18 protein-coding genes are annotated in these 18,385 nt (G+C 41.9%); 9 read left to right on the forward strand and 9 right to left on the reverse strand.

Going from position 1 to position 18,385, the window contains the following annotated elements:
• Positions 1 to 316: 316 nt before the first annotated feature.
• Together ABJ384_RS04575 and ABJ384_RS04580 are read right to left on the reverse strand one after the other, a co-directional pair.
• Positions 317 to 1,015: a pirin-like bicupin family protein gene (locus ABJ384_RS04575; RefSeq protein ID WP_086194971.1), complete on the reverse strand. Its 699-nt coding sequence runs from the start codon at positions 1,013 to 1,015 to the stop codon at positions 317 to 319.
• A 184-nt stretch (positions 1,016 to 1,199) separates the two neighbouring features.
• Positions 1,200 to 2,435 (reverse strand): L,D-transpeptidase, encoded by a 1,236-nt coding sequence (locus tag ABJ384_RS04580; RefSeq protein ID WP_349929119.1) that lies wholly within the window; start codon positions 2,433 to 2,435, stop codon positions 1,200 to 1,202.
• A gap of 202 nt (positions 2,436 to 2,637) precedes the next feature.
• Here ABJ384_RS04580 and hemE point away from each other — a divergent pair, with 202 nt between their 5' ends.
• From hemE to ABJ384_RS04605, 5 genes are all read left to right on the forward strand, one after another.
• Complete coding sequence (gene hemE / locus ABJ384_RS04585) at positions 2,638 to 3,708, forward strand: uroporphyrinogen decarboxylase (protein ID WP_180042711.1); 1,071 nt, start codon at positions 2,638 to 2,640, stop codon at positions 3,706 to 3,708.
• A 38-nt stretch (positions 3,709 to 3,746) separates the two neighbouring features.
• Positions 3,747 to 4,547, forward strand: coding sequence for a DUF817 family protein (locus ABJ384_RS04590; RefSeq protein ID WP_349929707.1), 801 nt, complete (start codon positions 3,747 to 3,749; stop codon positions 4,545 to 4,547).
• Positions 4,548 to 4,693: 146 nt separating this feature from the next.
• Entirely contained in the window at positions 4,694 to 5,164 is a 471-nt protein-coding gene (locus tag ABJ384_RS04595) for a DUF3015 family protein (RefSeq protein ID WP_349929121.1), read from the forward strand.
• Positions 5,165 to 5,250: 86 nt separating this feature from the next.
• Positions 5,251 to 7,152 (forward strand): DUF4105 domain-containing protein, encoded by a 1,902-nt coding sequence (locus ABJ384_RS04600; RefSeq protein ID WP_349929123.1) that lies wholly within the window; start codon positions 5,251 to 5,253, stop codon positions 7,150 to 7,152.
• A 140-nt stretch (positions 7,153 to 7,292) separates the two neighbouring features.
• Positions 7,293 to 8,669, forward strand: a complete 1,377-nt coding sequence (locus ABJ384_RS04605) for a diguanylate cyclase (protein WP_349929125.1) — start codon at positions 7,293 to 7,295, stop codon at positions 8,667 to 8,669.
• An 89-nt stretch (positions 8,670 to 8,758) separates the two neighbouring features.
• On the opposite strand, the gene ABJ384_RS04610 is transcribed toward ABJ384_RS04605, so the two are convergent.
• The 6 genes from ABJ384_RS04610 to ABJ384_RS04635 all read right to left on the reverse strand — a co-directional run bounded on the left by ABJ384_RS04610 (position 8,759) and on the right by ABJ384_RS04635 (position 13,055).
• Positions 8,759 to 9,118 (reverse strand): cupin domain-containing protein, encoded by a 360-nt coding sequence (locus tag ABJ384_RS04610; protein WP_180081143.1) that lies wholly within the window; start codon positions 9,116 to 9,118, stop codon positions 8,759 to 8,761.
• A gap of 115 nt (positions 9,119 to 9,233) precedes the next feature.
• Positions 9,234 to 9,782, reverse strand: coding sequence for a GTP cyclohydrolase I FolE (folE, locus tag ABJ384_RS04615; protein ID WP_171522021.1), 549 nt, complete (start codon positions 9,780 to 9,782; stop codon positions 9,234 to 9,236).
• Positions 9,783 to 9,876: 94 nt separating this feature from the next.
• Positions 9,877 to 10,566: a Smr/MutS family protein gene (locus ABJ384_RS04620; RefSeq protein WP_180081145.1), complete on the reverse strand. Its 690-nt coding sequence runs from the start codon at positions 10,564 to 10,566 to the stop codon at positions 9,877 to 9,879.
• Between the two features lie 15 nt (positions 10,567 to 10,581).
• Entirely contained in the window at positions 10,582 to 11,388 is an 807-nt protein-coding gene (gene trpC, locus ABJ384_RS04625) for an indole-3-glycerol phosphate synthase TrpC (protein ID WP_180081147.1), read from the reverse strand.
• 18 nt (positions 11,389 to 11,406) lie between these two features.
• Positions 11,407 to 12,453, reverse strand: coding sequence for an anthranilate phosphoribosyltransferase (trpD, locus tag ABJ384_RS04630; RefSeq protein WP_180081149.1), 1,047 nt, complete (start codon positions 12,451 to 12,453; stop codon positions 11,407 to 11,409).
• 17 nt (positions 12,454 to 12,470) lie between these two features.
• The gene (locus tag ABJ384_RS04635; protein WP_218944725.1) at positions 12,471 to 13,055 is read right to left on the reverse strand and encodes an aminodeoxychorismate/anthranilate synthase component II; all 585 of its coding nucleotides are present in this window, start codon (positions 13,053 to 13,055) and stop codon (positions 12,471 to 12,473) included.
• Positions 13,056 to 14,020: 965 nt separating this feature from the next.
• On the opposite strand from ABJ384_RS04635, the gene glnA reads away from it, so the two are divergent.
• From glnA to ubiA, 4 genes are all read left to right on the forward strand, one after another.
• On the forward strand, positions 14,021 to 15,436 hold the full coding sequence (gene glnA / locus ABJ384_RS04640) for a type I glutamate--ammonia ligase (RefSeq protein ID WP_171263131.1): 1,416 nt from the start codon (positions 14,021 to 14,023) through the stop codon (positions 15,434 to 15,436).
• A gap of 92 nt (positions 15,437 to 15,528) precedes the next feature.
• Positions 15,529 to 15,804 (forward strand): hypothetical protein, encoded by a 276-nt coding sequence (locus ABJ384_RS04645; RefSeq protein WP_349929128.1) that lies wholly within the window; start codon positions 15,529 to 15,531, stop codon positions 15,802 to 15,804.
• Between the two features lie 103 nt (positions 15,805 to 15,907).
• The gene (locus ABJ384_RS04650) at positions 15,908 to 16,408 is read left to right on the forward strand and encodes a chorismate lyase (RefSeq protein WP_349929708.1); all 501 of its coding nucleotides are present in this window, start codon (positions 15,908 to 15,910) and stop codon (positions 16,406 to 16,408) included.
• A 17-nt stretch (positions 16,409 to 16,425) separates the two neighbouring features.
• Positions 16,426 to 17,304, forward strand: coding sequence for a 4-hydroxybenzoate octaprenyltransferase (gene ubiA / locus ABJ384_RS04655; protein ID WP_349929130.1), 879 nt, complete (start codon positions 16,426 to 16,428; stop codon positions 17,302 to 17,304).
• 79 nt (positions 17,305 to 17,383) lie between these two features.
• Here ubiA and ABJ384_RS04660 read toward each other — a convergent pair whose 3' ends face one another.
• Positions 17,384 to 18,268: a LysR family transcriptional regulator gene (locus tag ABJ384_RS04660; protein WP_349929132.1), complete on the reverse strand. Its 885-nt coding sequence runs from the start codon at positions 18,266 to 18,268 to the stop codon at positions 17,384 to 17,386.
• Positions 18,269 to 18,385 lie beyond the last annotated feature (117 nt).

The following is an 18,385-nucleotide window of genomic DNA, read 5'->3' on the forward strand; positions in this document are numbered from 1 at the left end:
TAAAAACCAATTCCGATGTTTTGGATCTTATTTAAGCTTTTGAAACGGGGTGTGACCAGACGAGTCCTGATTGATTAAAGGGCTTTTTATCGGGTAATTGCATAGAAAAGATAGGCTTGATTTTCGCCTAAAAAGCAGTTGATTTGGGTAAAAAAGTGCTGCTGATTGGTTAGATTTATATTTTTGTATAGATCGATAAGACAGGCTATAGACAACAATTAAATTTGAATAAATTATTCATTTTATTATTTTATTTAAATAGTTTGAGATGACTACCTGACAGTAATCATCTCGAACTTGGAGGTATAAAATGACTTTAATCTTGCAGTTCAGGCAAATCAAACCAGATGACTTGAGCATCTTGCAAAGCTTCAATCTGACTTGCCTCTAAAAAGGCAATGGCACCGCCAGCTTCTACAGTATGCTCTGCAATCTTGATTGAACCCGAAATAACATGCACATAATTAATATATTGGGTCGCTTCAATGTTTAGGCTTTGACCCTGGTTAATCACTGCAGTTTTAACTTCGGCTTGCTGACGAATATGCATCGGTGCATTTTCATTAGGACCAACAATCAAATGCCATTGATTCGGCTGTTCACGTGGGTCACATTTGATTTGTTGATAGTTTGGTTCTGCATTGCGTTCATTTGGAATAATCCAGATCTGTAATAAATGAACCGGCTCATCACCTTGGTTAATTTCACTGTGCTGAACACCTGTACCTGCGCTCATCAGCTGCCATTCACCGGCAGAAATTCCACCTTCATTCCCCATGCTGTCTTTATGAGAAATCGTTCCCTTAAGCACACAGGTCAAGATTTCCATATTGTCATGGGGATGGGTGCCAAAACCATTATGCGCTGCGATCAAGTCATCATTAATTACACGCAAGGCGCTGATACCCATGAGTTTTGGATTATACCAGCTACCAAAGGAGAAGCTGTGTTTAGACTCAAGCCAGCCCATTTTTACATGACCGCGGTTGTCACTGGGGTGTAAAAAAGCATTCATATTGATGCTCCTATCATTATATTTTAAACATGAGCTTATTTTAATGGTTTGAAAATGACATAGAAATCATAAAACGGCAACAAGTCATCCTGTTTTTGAAACGATGATGTTTATATTGTTGAGGCAGTAGTTTATAAAAAAGCCTGCAACAGATGCAGGCTTTTCTTGATACAGGGTGCAGGGATTATTCCAGGAATTTAACTGTGACACCCGATTTGACTTTTTTACCTAAATCATTAGCATCCCAGTTGGTCAAACGGATACAGCCATGCGATGCAGTTTTAGAAATGGCAGATGGATTTGGTGTACCGTGGATACCAAATGATTTTTTACTTAAACCGATCCAAATGTTTCCGACAGGAGCATTTGGACCTGGTGGTAAAGAAAGCGGTTTTGTATTATTGCCTTGAATAAAGTTACTTGGTGAATAGCTGTACCATGGGTTTTGCGCTACACCAGTAATTTTATAAGTACCTGTAGGGGATGGTGTATCTGAACTACCAATTGTGGCAGGGAATGAGCCAATCATCTGGTTACGACTATTAAATAAGTACAGTTGTTTCGCACCTTTATGCGCAACGATCAGATGAATATCTTCTGGAACTTCATTGCGGATATTGGCCACGATAATTTTTTCACCGGCTTTTTTGAAGGTTGCCTTAGGATTTAACTTTTTCAAAAAGTCTTCATCCATATGGAATTTTTCACCCAGCATTTCGGTTACGCGTGTGTAATACAGGCCTTTCATTTTGGCTTGCAGGGCATAATCGTGCGGAATGGTTTGTGCATAAGGACCTTTCAGGTCTGCATCGGTAATCGTATATTCAATAAATGCAGGCTTAGCACCTTGGCGAGCAATCAAAGCATCCCAAGTTTCCTGAGTTAAAATACCTGTCGGTTTAATGCCGTTGATTTGCTGGAAGGATGCAATGGCTTTGAGGGTGTTTTTACCACTTGCACCATCAATTGCACCCGGAGAAGCATGGGCATTGTTGAGCATCACATGAGCGCGTGCATAAACAGGGAATTGGCCTTTACCAATATTGTCATACCATGTAGCGTTATTTAAACCTTCTAAGGTCCAAGAGGCTTTCGCAGCAGCAGGGGTAGTAGTTGGCGTGCTTAGTGTTTTTGTAGTCGGTGCAGCACCAATCGCAGCATTATTATCTTCAGTATTTTGAAGATCTTGCAGGGTTTGCGAGGCCTTGTTCAGGTCATTTTGTTCTTGTGGGGTAATCTGTGCATTCGCAGTGCTTGCAGCACCAGATGCGGCATCGGTTGCCAGTGGATCAATCGGATCTTGAACCGCCGTATTCGCAATCTTTTGAGGATTTAATGGTTGTTCAGCAGTAGATGCGGCAAACGCTGTACCCGCAAAAATGCAACTTAAACTCATGGCGAGTAATGTGCGAACGTACATGTAATTCAACCTTAAGAATTATTCATTAACTATGTGACAAAACTAGGCAAGTATTGCAGAAAAAATGAGGAGATGCAGTATTTGTTTTGTGTAAAAAAAATTTACATTTAACGTGATCGATTTTTAGCTGCAAGAGAAGTTACTAAATTTTCGACCTTTTTGTTATGATGGTTCGAAGATTAAAAATGAGATGGGAAAGTAAATGACGACGCTAAAAAACGATCGTTTTCTGCGGGCCTTATTGCGTGAGCCGGTAGATACCACACCAGTTTGGATGATGCGTCAAGCAGGACGTTATTTGCCTGAATATCGTGAAACACGTGCCAAAGCAGGTGATTTCCTTTCCCTGTGCAAAAATAATGATTTTGCCTGCGAAGTGACCTTACAGCCTTTGCGTCGTTATGACTTGGACGCTGCCATTCTATTTTCAGATATTTTAACAGTCCCAGATGCTTTGGGGTTGGGTTTGTATTTTGAAGCGGGAGAAGGTCCAAAATTCCATAAGACTATCCGTACCGAGCAAGATGTGGCGAATTTACCCAATTTTAATGCCAAATCCGATCTTGATTATGTGATGAATGCTGTCAGCACCATCCGTTCAGCCTTGGGTGGTCAAGTGCCGTTAATCGGTTTCTCGGGTAGCCCATGGACATTGGCCACTTATATGGTGGAAGGTGGTTCCAGCAAGGAATTTCGCTATACCAAACAGATGATGTATGCACAGCCTGAAGTGTTACATGCTTTGCTGGACCGTTTGGCGATTGCTGTGATTGATTATTTAAATGCGCAAATTGATGCTGGAGCACAGGCGATACAGATTTTTGACAGCTGGGGTGGTGCGCTGGCACATCGTGAATATATCGAATTTTCACTGAATTACATGCAAAAAATTGTTGCTGGTTTAAAACGTGAAAAAGACGGACGTAAAGTTCCTGTGATTTTATTTACCAAAGGCGGCGGTCAGTGGCTAGAGCCTATGGTGGCAACTGGTGCTGATGCCTTTGGACTGGACTGGACTACACCTTTGAACGTGGCACGTCAAACCGTGAATGGCCGTGCTGCATTACAGGGCAACCTCGATCCGGCCACTTTATATGGTAATGCTGCATCGATTGAAAAAGCCACCAAAGCCATGCTGGATGATGCTTATGCGGGTGGTGAAAAAACAGGTTATGTGGCCAATTTGGGCCATGGTATTACCCAGTGGGTTGATCCTGCTAATCCTAAAGTGTTTATTGATACGGTGCATGAATACAGCGCTAAATATCTTTAAATCTGTATGAGTTAATTCATTATTAGGATTCAACCTTGATCAGTTTTTTTAAATCATGTTTTGAGTTCTCATTTAAGGCAGCTTCGGCTGCCTTATTTGGGATATTACTGCTGATTGCTTTTGCACTGACCGCCTCTATGGGGAGTCAGGAGTTTTACGGCTTGTTCCGTTATGACTATCTGTTGTTCTATGCTCTGATTATTCAGGCCTGTTTGCTGTATTTAAAATTAGAATCGTGGGCCGAAGCCAAAGTCATTGCCTTGTTCCATATCATGGCCATGGGCATGGAAATTTTTCTGACCCATCCACAGATTGCATCCTGGCAATATCCACAGCCGGCAGTGTTTAAAATACTGACTGTCCCCTTATTTGCCGGATTTATGTATTCGGCAGTGGGTAGTTTTTTTGCACGCTCACTCAGACTGTATCAGGTGTCCTTTGATAAATTGCCAAGCTTTCCGAACATGCTGGTTCTGGCGGTTTTTTCCTATATCAATTTCATGAGTAAATTTTTTGTTCCCGATATCCGCCTGTTTCTCTTCACCTGGAGTGTGATCATTTTCTGGAAAACCAGAATTCGCTTCCAGTTGCAACAGCATCAGCTACAACTCCCGATGTTGCCCGTACTGATTGTTTTAGCGTTCATCATTTGGATTGCAGAAAATATCAGTACTTTTTACAGAATCTGGCTGTACCCCAGTCAGGTCGATGCCTGGCATATGGTCGGCTGGGGCAAGATGGGTTCCTGGTATTTATTGCTGCTTTTGAGTTTGGTGTTGGTGTTAAAAATATTGGGTAATCGCAGCAAAGACGGGGTCTGGACTTTAAAAAACAAATAACTTCAATGTTTTATGTGGTGGGTGATGACTTTGGTGTAAATTGTTTTGCCTTATAAGAAAGTTGCCGCTATCTTACAGAGGTGTAATAAAATTTACACAATGGTGAAGAATTAGAACACTTGAATAATAAATTTTGGAGAATAACCATGTTGAAAAAATTAGCTTTAGCTGCAGTTGTAGCCCTCGGTTCTACAGCAGCATTTGCGGATCGAGATGCAGGTTGTGGTATCGGTTCTCAAGTCTGGGCAGGTCAATCCGGTAAAGTACCTAAAATTCTTGCTGCAACAACCAATGGACTTTTTGCCAACCAGTTATTCGGTATTACTTTTGGTACGCTAGGTTGTAGCGGTACAGGTACAGTGACTGCTCAAGCAGTGACTTTTACCAATGAAAATGCCGAATCTTTAGCACGTGATATGGCCGTTGGAGAAGGGGAAAGCCTAAATGTACTGGCTGAACTTTTAAATATCAAAGCACAAGACAAACCCCGTTTTTTTGCGGTTTCTAAACAAAACTTCTCTAAAATTTATGCTGCAGAAAATCACGATTCACTTCAGGTACTTGCTTCTTTGCAAGCGGTGATGGCTAAAGATGAAGTGTTGAAAGCCTACGTATAATAGATAAAGAAAAAACCCTGTCATTCTGACGGGGTTTTTTCTTATTTTACCTTTCTTCTTGAACAAAAGATAAATACCCAATTTGCATGAAATCACTTGCGTTCGTTTTTGCTTTAACCTTTTCTACAATGACCTACTCGGCAACAGCTGTTGAAAGCATTGAAGCTCATATCGCTCAGCCCTACATAGAACGTGCAGCACAACAAAAACTAGACCAAGACATCATCTGGCGCAGACTCATGTATGCCGATAAACAAGGACAAAGTGAAGTCAGCTATGCAGGTTATTTCTTATCGCCAAATGGTCAAGTTGATTTAAAACAGGAATTACAAGCCAATATTCAGGCCTTATTTCAACCCGCAGAGCCGAATCAGTCAGTACGTTGCCGCTTTCCGGCACGCAGTCAGTGGTTAATGCAACAACTCAATATTTCAGAGCAACAATTACCTGAGGTCGCTTGCCCGGAACTGGACGACTGGATTGGTCAGATCAAGCCTTATAAAGCCACACTGATTTATGCAACCGACTTTATGGGTAATCCCAGTTCGATGTTTGGGCATACCTTGCTGCGCCTGGATCCCCAAGATCAGAAACAGCTGAATTTGGTATCCTACGCCGTGAATTATGCGGCCACAGTCGCCGGGGGAGATGGCTGGTCTTTTGCATGGAATGGTCTCACCGGGCAGTATCCGGGGGAATATTCCTTAATGCCTTATTACCGTAAGGTCAAGGAATATGGGGATCTGGAAAGTCGGGATTTGTGGGAATATGAACTTAGCTTAACTCCTGACGAAACCCGATTTTTAGTGCAGCACATTTGGGAAATGAAACATGTGAGTTTCCCTTATTACTTTGTTAGTGATAACTGTGCCTATCGTTTATTGGGGCTGATTGATCTGGTTCGTCCACAGCTGGATTTAAAACAGCAATTTAAAGTGGCCGCCATTCCGGTTGAAACCATTAAAGCCATTGAGCAGCAAGGTCTGGTCAAGGAAACGATATACCGGCCTGCCTTAGAAACCCAGTTGCTATCACAAGTCAGACAGCATGGTAAACGCCTGGCTAAAGTGGCGCATCAAGTCGCTTTTGCTGAAATTCAGGACATGCCAAGAATTCTGGAAAAGTATCAGGATATGGATCGCGGAAAAATTCTGGAAATGGCCTATGACGATTTATACTTGCATTTGATTGGACGTAAAGTTGAACCAGGTTTTGCCCAGCCACGCTTGCGCCAGCTATTGAGTATGCGCAGTGAAATAGATCTGGAAAAACAACGCCAGCAACCACAACGCCCGAAAATGGATCCGACACAGGCGCATGATGCCCGTCATTTTTCGCTCACTATGGGGAAAGTGCAGGGGGAGAAGTTTGTCGAGCTGGGACATCGTCAGGCTTATCATGACCTGATTGATCCGCAAGGTGGCTTCCGAACTGGCACCCAGTTATTGTTTTGGGAGGGTTCAATTCAATATCGTGAAGATAAGTTAAAGCTGAATCATTTCGACTTTCTTTCGGTGAATTCCTATAATCCGATTACGCCGTTTAAAACACCACTGAGTTGGGGTTTTAATTTGGGCTGGAAGCAGGAAGCTTTGGAACAAAATGGTCAGTTTAGTGAGCAGGAACAGCACGGGATTGCCAATTTACAGGTTCAGATGGGCTATAGCTATGCAAACCCGGCACGTGAACATTTGTGCTATATGCAACTGCAAAATCATATACAGGCCGGCAAGGCTTTAGATCAGGGCTGGCGTGTCGGGATGGGACCGACTATAGGTTGTCAAAATATCTGGTCAGATCACATCAATAGTCTGCTACAGCTGGAATTACCCTATTGGGGAGATTCCAAGCAATGGCAACTTAAACTGAACACCCAGTGGCAATATGTCCTGAATCCGCAAAATGTCATTCGTTTTAATTGGCAATACCAGCAACAAGACCATAAGGACTGGATGAAAACCAGTCTGGGCTATGTACGTTTTTTTTAATACTTTATAAAAATAAATTTATTTTTTCTCATTACTTATGAAAAAACATCGAATAGTTCACAAAGTTATTTTTATTAAAATTTGTTATATTAGTCATCTAAACATCTCCCTCATATTCAAAAGCTGTTGGAATCAATTGTATGAATACTGAAAGTATTGCTGTGCTTGCCGCACAATGGAAGTCGGTTTGCCAGGACTTTTCAACAACTGATTTAAATGACACTTTTCAATTTATTCAAGCACATTCCCAGACCCTAGTCGATGAGTTTTATAAAGATATCATGCAGGAAAAGGAAGCATCCTATTTCTTATCCGATGATATGGTTCAGAACCGCTTAAAAATCACGCTGAATCAATGGTTAATCGATTGCTTTAATGTGCCCTTGCAGCAGAACTTTATCGAGATTGTCGAAAAGCAGCTGATGGTGGGTAAAGTCCATGCGCGTATCGGCATTCCATCCTGGTTAATTATGCGGGGTATCGGTGAAATTGAAAAGAAAGTCTTTTTGCTTCAGACCGAGCAGACGCAAGAAAACCGTCTGACCATTGCAGCGTATATTGTGCAAATACTGAGTTTTGCTTCGGAAATTATGTGTCGCTCCTATGAAGTCAATCTGGAAAAAAATAATGACACAAAACATACCTATCGTTTATTTTCTGCCATGCAGGATGTGTCGGCACAAAAGGACAAGCAACGCAGTTCATTATTAGACTGGGAAAATGAACTGATGTTTAAGGTATTTTCGGATGAGCCGAAATTTACACATCCCTTGCTGTCAAAATCTGAATTTGGCTTATGGTTTATCCATAAAGCTGCTTATGCATTTACCGGGACTGAGCAGGTCTCGACCATTATTGACTGTATTCACCAGATTGATCTGCTGAGCCAGCAAGTTTTAAATGCCAATGAAAGAGAGCAGGCCATTCAGCTGATCCAGCATATTCGTGAAAACAACAGGGAGATTCAGCATCTGGTCGATCAGCTGTTTCAGGTGGCTGACTATATCGACTCGGGCAGTGATTCCCTCACTCAACTGCTGAATCGGCGCTATTTACATACCATTGTTTCGCGTGAAATTAATTTTTCCCGTAAAAATAATGCCCCCTTGTCTTTACTGGCCATAGATGCCGATTACTTTAAACGGATTAATGACAAATTCGGCCATGCAGCGGGTGATTCAGCTTTAAAGTTTATTGGTGAAGTGCTGCTCGGTTCCATTAAGGGCAGTGATTATGCATTCCGTGCAGGTGGGGAAGAGTTTTTATTGCTGCTGGTAGACAGCGATTTGGTTCGGGCACAAGAAATTGCAGAAAAGGTCCGTAGCCGGATTCAGGAAACCACTATTCGTACCAGCATAGGCATCAGTTTTAATTTTACAGTCAGTATCGGCTGTGCATTATATGATGGTCATCCAGACTATCAGCGTTTTCTGGATGCAGCAGATGCAGCACTCTATGCAGCAAAAAATAATGGCCGAAACTGCATTCAAGTCACCAAGCAAGTTGCGAGTTCTTAATCTGGAAAAATCAAATCGATGAATAAAAAACTCCTCATATTCAGGGAGTTTTTTATTTGAAAATTTATGGTGAGTTATATTTTTAAAAGTTAGGCTTCGACAATCACGTAGTATTTTTTCACAGCTTCAAGCACTTCAAAGCTTCCCTTAAAGCCGGGCGGAATAATCCCAGCATTTCCAGCAGTCACTTCAATATAAGTTCCGGTCGCTTGGTCGTGGATGCGAACTACACCTTCAATCACCTGAAAGAACTCCTGTTTGTTGTCGGCAAACTGAATATTCCAGCAACCGACTTCACAATGCCAGATGCCACAGTCCATATTGGGATGTTCATACAGGCTATACGTTTCACGTTGAGGATTGCCTTGAATCAAACGGTCAGGGCGGGGGTAATCAATTGATTTTTCAGCGTGCGTTAAACCTTGTCCAGCTAACAGAATTTGCGACATGATCGGTCCTTGATATATGTGCTTCAATCAGGAGATATCAATTTTTGTACGGTGTTATTTAACCACACACAAAAAAAGACTCAATAGCGATTGAGGCTTTTTTTTTAGAATTAAATTAATAGCTTTCAGGCAAGGCAGCCAAAAATTCACGACGTTCATCTTTATTGGTTTTGAAATCACCCACAAAAGACACAGTACGGGTAGTCGATTCCTGTTTGCCTACACCGCGCATCATCATGCACATATGCGCAGAATCAATCATTACTGCAACACCACGTGCTTGAGTCACTTCAGCCACCGCCTCAGCAATTTGTTGGGTCAGATTTTCCTGAATTTGCAAACGGCGTGCAAACATTTCAGTAATACGGGCAAATTTGGATAAACCCAAAACCTGCCCTTCAGGTAAATAGGCAATATGCACACGGCCATAGAACGGTAATAAATGATGTTCGCAAAGTGAATAGAATTCAATATTTTTGACCAGGACCATTTCACGGTTGTCAGAAGGGAAGACCGCATTATTGGTCACTTCTTCCAAAGTTTTGCTATATCCAGACGTTAAATACGAAAAAGCTTTAGCAGCACGCATTGGCGTATCTTTAAGACCAGGACGATTAAGATCTTCACCAACGGCAGTTAAAATGTTGGCGTAGGATTGCTGCATAGACATAAGACGTGTTCACTTACACTGATATTGAACAAGGACGGCATTGTAGCAGAAAACCGCTACAATGCCCTGTTTTAGAGAAAAATTCCGATTACTGTTTGAATTTTGGGTTTTTTTCTGCACGTTTTAGCAGAACCAGAACAGCACCGGTACCACCTTGCTTTTCAGGTGCACTGACAAAGGCTAAAACATCACGGTGCTGACGCAGCCAGCCATTGACATAGGTCTTTAAAATGGCTTCAGGACCTTTGCCGTGCACAATTTTAATGACATTCTGATTTTCATCTTTGGCCATTTGAATAATCTGGAGCACCGCAACACGGGCTTCTTCCACCGTACAGCCATGCAAATCAACCGCTTCAAACCAGCGCAGGTTACCTGCTTTTAAATCTTCAAATACTTTATGCTGCAAAGTTGCAATGCGATAGCTTAATGTCGCCTGGCTGGCTACCGGATTGAGTATGGCCTGTGTATCAGACAACTCTGCCTGATCGGTTTGCATCGGGCCGGTCGCAGCTGCACGTTTCGCTAAAGTTTGTGCATCCGGTTTTTTCTTTGACGCTTTTTCAAGTTTTGCAATATTGCTAGTGTCCATCTTTTTGACACCTTGCATTTGCTTTTGAAAAAGCGCGAAGTCATCTTCCTGCTCTTGTTCAGCAGTCTTTTGCACAGGCTCAGGCTGCTTCGTAATCTTCGAGGAATGCGGATTAGTGATTTGCTTTTTAAAAGATTTCAGTAAATTGTACTGATCTTTCGAAAGCGAAGAATCATGCTTACTCATAATCTTAATTATTCATCAAACAGTTTCAGGCTGACCAAATAATGCCGTAAAGGCATGATCTGGACGAGGCTGTTTCATAAAACTTTCACCCACAAGGAAGGCATGAATATCATGTTCTTGCATCATGTGGACATCATCTGGTGTGGCAATGCCGCTTTCAGTCACCAATAAACGTGAGGGTTCGAGCAATTTTTTCAAACGCAGCGATGTATTTAAATCGACATCAAAGGTTTTTAAATTGCGGTTGTTTACACCCAGCAAGCAACGTTCTGAAAGTTTCAGTGCACGTTCCAGCTCATTTTCATCATGTACTTCAACCAGTACATCCAGATCATGTTCGAATGCGGTTTTAGACATTTCTTCCAGTTGCTGGTCAGACAGACATGCCACAATTAAAAGAATACAGTCTGCATGCAGGGCACGGGCTTCAATCACGCCATAAGGGTCAATCAGGAAATCCTTGCGTAATGCCGGCAGGGCACAGTGCGAACGGGCAATCTGGATATTTTCGTCGGCACCCTGAAAAAAGTCCACATCTGTCAGTACAGACAGGCAGGCTGCGCCAGCTTGCTCATACTGCTGGGCAATTTCAGCAGGATTAAAGTTCTCACGAATCACGCCTTTAGATGGAGATGCTTTTTTGATTTCTGCAATCACACCTGGGCGCTTGTGTTGTAAAGACTGTGCAAAACCACGCACAGGCGTTGCTGCTTGTGCCAGTTCTTCCACATCTTTATAGCTGCGTTGCTTAAGACGGACAGCAAATTCTTCCTGCTTACGGTCGACAATTTTGCCTAAAATTGTATTTGCGATATCTACCATGATCTTTGTCCTACCGTCTTAAGCTTCGTATTCTTTTAAAGTTTTGGTGAATTCAGACAAAATGCCCATTTTTTCTAAAGCTTGGCCGCCATAGATAATGTCATGTGCCAAAGCGACACCTTGCTTATAGCTATGGGTCAAGCCTGAAACGTAGATACCTGCACCGGCATTGAGTGCAATCATATTTGCCGCCTTTTCACCGATTGCAGATTTTTTCTTGCCTAAAGCATCTTTAATTAAAGCCAGGCTTTCAGCTGCACTGTCTACAGAAAGGCCGGTTAAAGTTTGCGATTCAATGTCGACTGCTTCAGGCTGAATTTCCCATTCCGTGATTTCACCATCTTTCAGTTCAGCCACATAAGTTGAAGAGGCAAGACTGATTTCATCTAAGCCATCTTTAGAATGCACTACCATGGCATGTTCTGCGCCCAGCTGTTTCAATACTTCAGCCATTGGGAGACAAAGTTCAGTGGAAAATACGCCAATCACAAAGCGTTTCACACCGGCCGGATTGGTGAGCGGGCCAAGCAGGTTGAAAATACTGCGAAAGCCGAGTTCTTTACGCGGACCAGCAGCATATTTCATCGCTTTATGGTGATTCGGTGCAAACAGGAAGCCAACCCCCATTTCACGGATGCAGCGTTCAGTTTGTTGCATGTTCAGGTCAAGATTAATTCCTGCCTGTTCAAGCAAATCAGAAGAACCTGATTTGGATGACACACCACGGCCACCATGTTTGGCAATGGTGGCACCAGCAGCTGCAATGACAAAGCTTGATGCAGTCGATACGTTAAACAGGTTTTGGCCGTCACCCCCTGTACCCACAATATCAACTAAATGTGGAAGATCGCTGACATCAATTTTAATTGCAAATTCACGCATGACACGTGCAGCGGCAGTAATTTCATCAATACTTTCGCCTTTTAAGCGCAGTCCCATCATCAAGGCACCAATCTGGGCATCAGTGGCCTGACCATTCATGATGGTACGCATCACGTCTTCCATTTGCGGTTGAGTGAGTTCGATATTTTTAGTGATGTTATTTAAAGCTTGTTGAATATTCATAATCTTTGTAGCGCTCATTATGCGTAAATTTCTAAAAAGTTTTTAAAGATCTGATGACCGTGCTCACTCAGAATGGATTCAGGATGGAACTGCACGCCTTCGACCGGCAATGTCTTATGTTTCACACCCATGATCTCTTCCATAGAGCCATCTTCTTCATTGGTCCAGCAGGTCACTTCCAGGCATTCTGGCAATGTCGCCTGATCAATCACCAGTGAGTGATAGCGCGTTGCAGAAAATGGGGAAGGGAGATTACTGAAAATCCCTTTATTGCTGTGATACATGTCCGATAAACGGCCATGCATGACTTTTTTAGCCCGAATCACATTTCCACCAAAAGCTTGTCCAATACTTTGATGTCCCAGGCATACGCCCAATAGGGGGATTTTACCGGCAAAGTGCTGGATTGCTGGAATGGAAATACCAGCTTCGGAAGGAGAACAAGGGCCAGGACCAATGACGATATACTTCGGTTGCCATCGCTCGATATCTTCCAATGTCACGGCATCATTACGGACTACTTTTACTTCCTGATTTAACTCGCCAAAATACTGCACGATGTTGTAGGTAAAAGAGTCATAGTTGTCGATCATTAAAAGCATGAGCTAACCTATTGAAATTTGCGCACATATATGTGCTCGAATAGTCCAAGAATACTCGCATGATTCAGATTTTCACTGCCTGGTCCAACTGAAACTAAAGGCAGTAAAACGGCTAAAAAAATGGAGTGCGAATCATCATAGCAAAAAATAAACATTTTCGGCTGAACTATTTCCATGATAATGATTTTATAGAAATCACTACATGAGAATAAGCTGATTTATTTGCATTTTATGTGGAAGAAAATTCATCGAAGATGAGGTTAATCATCTTATGTTATTTTGAAAATATGCTACAAGTACCACCTCCATTTAAAAGCTTAATATAAGATACTTAGTTTGTATTAGTAATAAACTATTTTTAAGTAAGTATGGCGCTAGTTAAATTAATGTGATTGAAGTTTGGCTTCATAAAGGTTCATAAAACTGTTGCAATCAGATTGGCAGCTTGTCACCAAAATGGCGCAGAGTATTTCACGCTTTCGACTGTTTGAAATATCTGCAATTTAAGGGCCAAAAATAAAAAACATATCTATAATAATAAGATAGCTTGTATTTATGCTTTAGGTGAGTTTTAGTTTGAAATAGAAAATGCTGAAAATATTCAATAATGAAATCATTAACATGACAGAAAATAAATTATTAAGAATTTATTTTAAGCTGAACTGATGGATATTCAGGCAAATCGCAAGAAAAATAGGACTCTTATAAAAGGGAAAAATAAATATGCACCAATTTGATACACTAAAAGCTACTTTTCAAGTAAATGTGATTATGAGTGTTTGAATATGGTGCATTTAGATTTACACACAGTATAATAGCAACAAAGCAAAAGGCTCAAATCTTCTATTCTGATAAAGAATTCAATATTTTAGCTTTGCTTTTTAAAAGTTGGTACGAGAATTGCTTTATAGACACCAACTACTAACACGCACTTAGCAGGTGCAACAAAAAATCATCGGAGCAAAATGAGCATGGCGAACAAGGTCCTTCAACTCATCCAAGAAAGTGGCGCAAAATGGGTCGATTTTCGCTTTACTGATACTAAGGGTAAAGAGCAGCACGTAACTTACCCTGCAGATACAATCGACGAAGATACTTTTGAAGACGGTAAAATGTTTGACGGTTCTTCAATTGCTGGTTGGAAAGGCATTGAAGCATCTGACATGATCTTGCGTCCAGACGCTGAAACATGTTTCCTTGACCCGTTCTTCGCTGAAGCTACAGTTGTGGTAACTTGTGACGTAATCGAGCCATCTACTGGTCAAGGTTATGAACGTGACCCACGCTCTATCGCTCGCCGTGCAGAAGAATACTTAAAATCAACAGGTATCGGTGATACTGCATTCTTCGGTCCAGAACCAGAATTCTTCGTTTTTGACGAAGTAAAATGGGACATCGACATGTCTGGCGCGCGCCACACATTGATCGCTGAAGAAGCTGCTTGGTCTACTGGTAAAGATTACGAAGCTGGTAACTCTGGTCACCGTCCACGTGTTAAAGGCGGTTACTTCCCGGTTCCTCCTGTAGATTCTTCACAAGATATGCGTGCTGATATGTGTGCCCGTATTGAAGACATCATGGGTCCAGGTCGTGTAGAAGTACATCACCATGAAGTTGCGTCTTGCCAGTTAGAAATTGGTGTGAGCTTCAATACTATGGTGCGTAAAGCTGACGAAGTTCAACAGTTTAAATATGCAGTTTGGAACGTTGCACACCAATATGCTAAAACTGCGACTTTCATGCCTAAACCAATGGTAGGTGACAACGGTTCTGGTATGCACGTGCATATGTCAATCTCTAAAGATGGCAAGAACCTGTTTGCTGGTGATGAATATGCAGGCCTTTCTGAAATGGCATTGTACTTCATCGGTGGTGTGATCAAACATGCTCGTTCATTGAATGCGATCACTAACCCATCTACTAACTCGTACAAACGTTTAGTTCCGCATTTCGAAGCGCCGATCATGCTTGCTTACTCAGCACGTAACCGTTCTGCTTCTATCCGTATTCCTTACGTTTCTAGCCCTAAAGGCAAGCGTATTGAAGCACGTTTCCCAGATCCAATGATGAACCCGTACTTAGGTTTCGCTGCATTGTTGATGGCTGGTCTTGACGGTATTCAAAACAAGATTCACCCAGGTGAAGCTGCTGACAAGAACTTGTATGACCTTCCTCCTGAAGAAGAAGCTAAAATCCCTACAGTGGCTCACAGCCTGGATATGGCGCTTGAAGCTCTTGCAGCAGATCATGATTACCTGCTTAAAGGTGGCGTGTTCACTAAAGAAATGCTTGAAGCCTATATCGAACTTAAAACTGAAGAAGTACGTCGTCTGAACACGACTACTCACCCAGTTGAATTTGATATGTATTACAGCCTGTAATTCATATTCGAATTTAGGTTCAAGAAAAACCCGCGCTTGTCGCGGGTTTTTTTTGTATGATCTATTCAATTACTTGAAGTATGTACACGACTATGGCGCAGCGTAAAAAGCACACCGGTTTCTTTCCTTGGATTGATCCAAAGGATCATGAAAAAGGATTTAAACTGAACTTTTCAGAAGTGACTTATATTGAGGTTGGGCGAACAGTGGAAGGCTATAAGCAAGCTGAATTCGTCGCTCTGAAAAATCCTGAATTGGCTCTGGATTATGCTTATCCTAAAAGTTTTTATTTAACTGCCGAAGGCATGATTTTAATTAAGACTCCGCAGGGGAAATTTGAAGTCATCGCCAAAACAGACAACAGTTAAACCAAAATTTCATTTTAAATTAAATGATAACAAGTAAGCTCCAGTCTTCTGAATATCATTTAAACTGTGTATAAATTTTCATATTTTTAAGAGCTTTATGGTTATGCGTGAACCGCGTGCATACGCAAATCAAAATTCAACTATTTTACCTGCATTAAAATCGTGGTTATATGCTTCAGGTTCACTGACACAACAATTAACCGATTTTGCGGGTGGGGTATTCAAGGTCCAGCCTATTGAAGAGCACTATCAGCGGCTTCTACGTGCCGATGCACAATGGATGAATATGCCGCATCAGCATACATCTTGGGTACGTGAAAGCTATTTATATGGCTGTGATGCAGAGCCGTGGGTCAAAGCGAAAAGCATTTTTCCAATCCTAAGCTTGCAGCGTCGGGCACGACTTTTTAAGCATATTGGTAAAAAACCGATCGGATGGTTTTTATTTCAACGCACAAACCCTATATGTCAGCGTCGTGTCATTCTGCTGGAAGATGGCTGGACACGGCAAAGTTGCTATACTTGGCATGGTTGTAAATTTATTGTGCAGGAAACTTTTTTACCTGCATTTGAGCAATTTATTCAACAAAAAATTAAACAGTAATCTGGTTAAGGATGGTCATGGCAACTGCGCATCAAATTACCTGGCGTGAACGCTTGGAAGCTTATTATTATCTCTGTCGTTTTGATAAGCCGATTGGTACGGAACTGGTGTTTTGGCCAACCATGTGGGCGTTATGGATTGCCAATCAGGGTATGCCATCCATCAGCATTTTGATTCCCATGATTTTGGGCACCATCTTTATGCGTGCGGCAGGCTGTGCCATTAATGATTTTGCTGACCGGAAAGTAGATGCACATGTGGAACGGACTAAAACCCGTCCACTGGCGACCGGAATTATCAGTGCTCAAGAAGCAATATATGTATTTTTAGCTCTGGTTGCTGCTAGTGCCTGTATGTTGTTCCTTTTGCCGATTGAAACCTTTTACTGGTCATTTGGGGCGTTGTTTCTGGCATTTATCTATCCGTTTATGAAACGCTATACCCACTTGCCACAAGTCTTTCTTGGCGCGGCATTTTCATGGTCCATTCCAATGGCCTATACCGCAGTTGGACAGACACCGGATTTAACCTGCTGGCTTCTGTACTTTGGTAATCTGGCCTGGACCGTGGCTTATGATACTCAATATGCCATTACCGACCGTGAGTATGATTTAAAGATTGGTGTGAAATCCACAGCGATTTTATTTGGCAAATATGACATTGAAATTATTTCTTTATTGCAAGTCATCAGCCTTATATTGATTGGCAGTGCCCTGTATTTGGAAAGTCTGTTGATGCCATTGGGTTTAATCGCATTGCTATGCGTTGCTGCAGATTTTATCTACCAATGGAGCAAAACCCATGACCGTGATCCGCAGCGCTGTTTTTGGGCATTCCGTCATAATCGCTGGGTAGGTGTTATGATTTTTGCCGGAATTTTTCTCGCTTTGTTTTAGTAATTATTTGAAGTAAAAATTGTCATAAAAAAGTATCCGTATGGATACTTTTATTATGGGTTAAATGTAGGCTGCGACATCAGCTCAACTGAGTTTGTATCTTTAGTTCCTGAGTAATGAACTGCAGTGCTGCATTTTTTGAATTTTTTCTAAAACTGGCATACAGCTGCAGGGTAGGAAGTTCGAATTCGGTCGCAATCACTTGCACATGATCACCTAGAAATTTGAGCAGATATTCCGGAACGAAACTAAAGCCCAATCCCATATTGATCATGTTGATATGTTGCAGAACATTAGTCACCCAGAGCATCTGATGATGCGGTAGATGTTTAAGCTGCAATTGCTGATTAATTTTTTCATAAAATACCGGCGAAGCACTTTGCTCACACATGATGATGTTCTGTTTTCTCAGGTACTCACGGTTGATCTGATGTTTAGAGGGATGTAATTTTTCTGCTGCTACAACATAGATTTTTTCAGTCAGTAAGCACAGGTTTTCATAATCATCATGCTGAACGGCGTAACGAGTAAAGGTCAGGTCTAGCTCAGCATTTTTTAGGCGCTGAATCTGCTCAAGGCAGGTCAGGCTTTGCACATGAATGTGCAGATCCGGAATTTGCTGCTTGAGTTTGTCTAGAATTAATGGCATGACCTTCAATTCTGCCACATTTAAAAAGCCAATATAAATCTGGTTGTTTTTATTGTAGGCAACTTGACGTGCAGCGGAGATAGCGAGCTGGGCATTTTCCAGTGCATTCTGTGCATAAGGTAAAAAGGCTTCACCTTCATCGGTCAGACGGATTTTTTTAGCAGAGCGGTCAAACAGTAACACGCCGACTTCTTCTTCCAGGTCTTTAATTTGCTGGCTTAATGACGGCTGTGCGGTGAACATCTTTTCGGCCGCCTTGGTGAAACTGCCTTGCTGAACCACGCTGACAAAATACCTTAAATGACGTAATTCCATAACTCACCAGACCTATAAACCCGATTGCACAGTCTCTTTCTGAGCTGATGCTGCAAATCAGATTATGAAATGTGGCAGACCTAAAAACTATGCAACCATAGTTTAAGTCTATGGGTG

It is taken from the genome of Acinetobacter sp. A1-4-2 (assembly GCF_040233925.1).
In the GTDB taxonomy this organism is placed as follows: domain Bacteria; phylum Pseudomonadota; class Gammaproteobacteria; order Pseudomonadales; family Moraxellaceae; genus Acinetobacter.

Coding starts and splice junctions, on each gene's coding strand:
- ABJ384_RS04575 (WP_086194971.1), bottom strand. CDS start 1,015: ATGAATGCTTTTTTACACCCCAGTGACAACCGCGGTCATGTAAAAATG.
- ABJ384_RS04580 (WP_349929119.1), bottom strand. CDS start 2,435: ATGTACGTTCGCACATTACTCGCCATGAGTTTAAGTTGCATTTTTGCG.
- hemE (WP_180042711.1), top strand. CDS start 2,638: ATGACGACGCTAAAAAACGATCGTTTTCTGCGGGCCTTATTGCGTGAG.
- ABJ384_RS04595 (WP_349929121.1), top strand. CDS start 4,694: ATGTTGAAAAAATTAGCTTTAGCTGCAGTTGTAGCCCTCGGTTCTACA.
- ABJ384_RS04600 (WP_349929123.1), top strand. CDS start 5,251: ATGAAATCACTTGCGTTCGTTTTTGCTTTAACCTTTTCTACAATGACC.
- ABJ384_RS04605 (WP_349929125.1), top strand. CDS start 7,293: ATGAATACTGAAAGTATTGCTGTGCTTGCCGCACAATGGAAGTCGGTT.
- ABJ384_RS04610 (WP_180081143.1), bottom strand. CDS start 9,118: ATGTCGCAAATTCTGTTAGCTGGACAAGGTTTAACGCACGCTGAAAAA.
- folE (WP_171522021.1), bottom strand. CDS start 9,782: ATGCAGCAATCCTACGCCAACATTTTAACTGCCGTTGGTGAAGATCTT.
- ABJ384_RS04620 (WP_180081145.1), bottom strand. CDS start 10,566: ATGAGTAAGCATGATTCTTCGCTTTCGAAAGATCAGTACAATTTACTG.
- trpC (WP_180081147.1), bottom strand. CDS start 11,388: ATGGTAGATATCGCAAATACAATTTTAGGCAAAATTGTCGACCGTAAG.
- trpD (WP_180081149.1), bottom strand. CDS start 12,453: ATGAATATTCAACAAGCTTTAAATAACATCACTAAAAATATCGAACTC.
- ABJ384_RS04635 (WP_218944725.1), bottom strand. CDS start 13,055: ATGCTTTTAATGATCGACAACTATGACTCTTTTACCTACAACATCGTG.
- glnA (WP_171263131.1), top strand. CDS start 14,021: ATGAGCATGGCGAACAAGGTCCTTCAACTCATCCAAGAAAGTGGCGCA.
- ABJ384_RS04645 (WP_349929128.1), top strand. CDS start 15,529: ATGGCGCAGCGTAAAAAGCACACCGGTTTCTTTCCTTGGATTGATCCA.
- ABJ384_RS04650 (WP_349929708.1), top strand. CDS start 15,908: ATGCGTGAACCGCGTGCATACGCAAATCAAAATTCAACTATTTTACCT.
- ubiA (WP_349929130.1), top strand. CDS start 16,426: ATGGCAACTGCGCATCAAATTACCTGGCGTGAACGCTTGGAAGCTTAT.
- ABJ384_RS04660 (WP_349929132.1), bottom strand. CDS start 18,268: ATGGAATTACGTCATTTAAGGTATTTTGTCAGCGTGGTTCAGCAAGGC.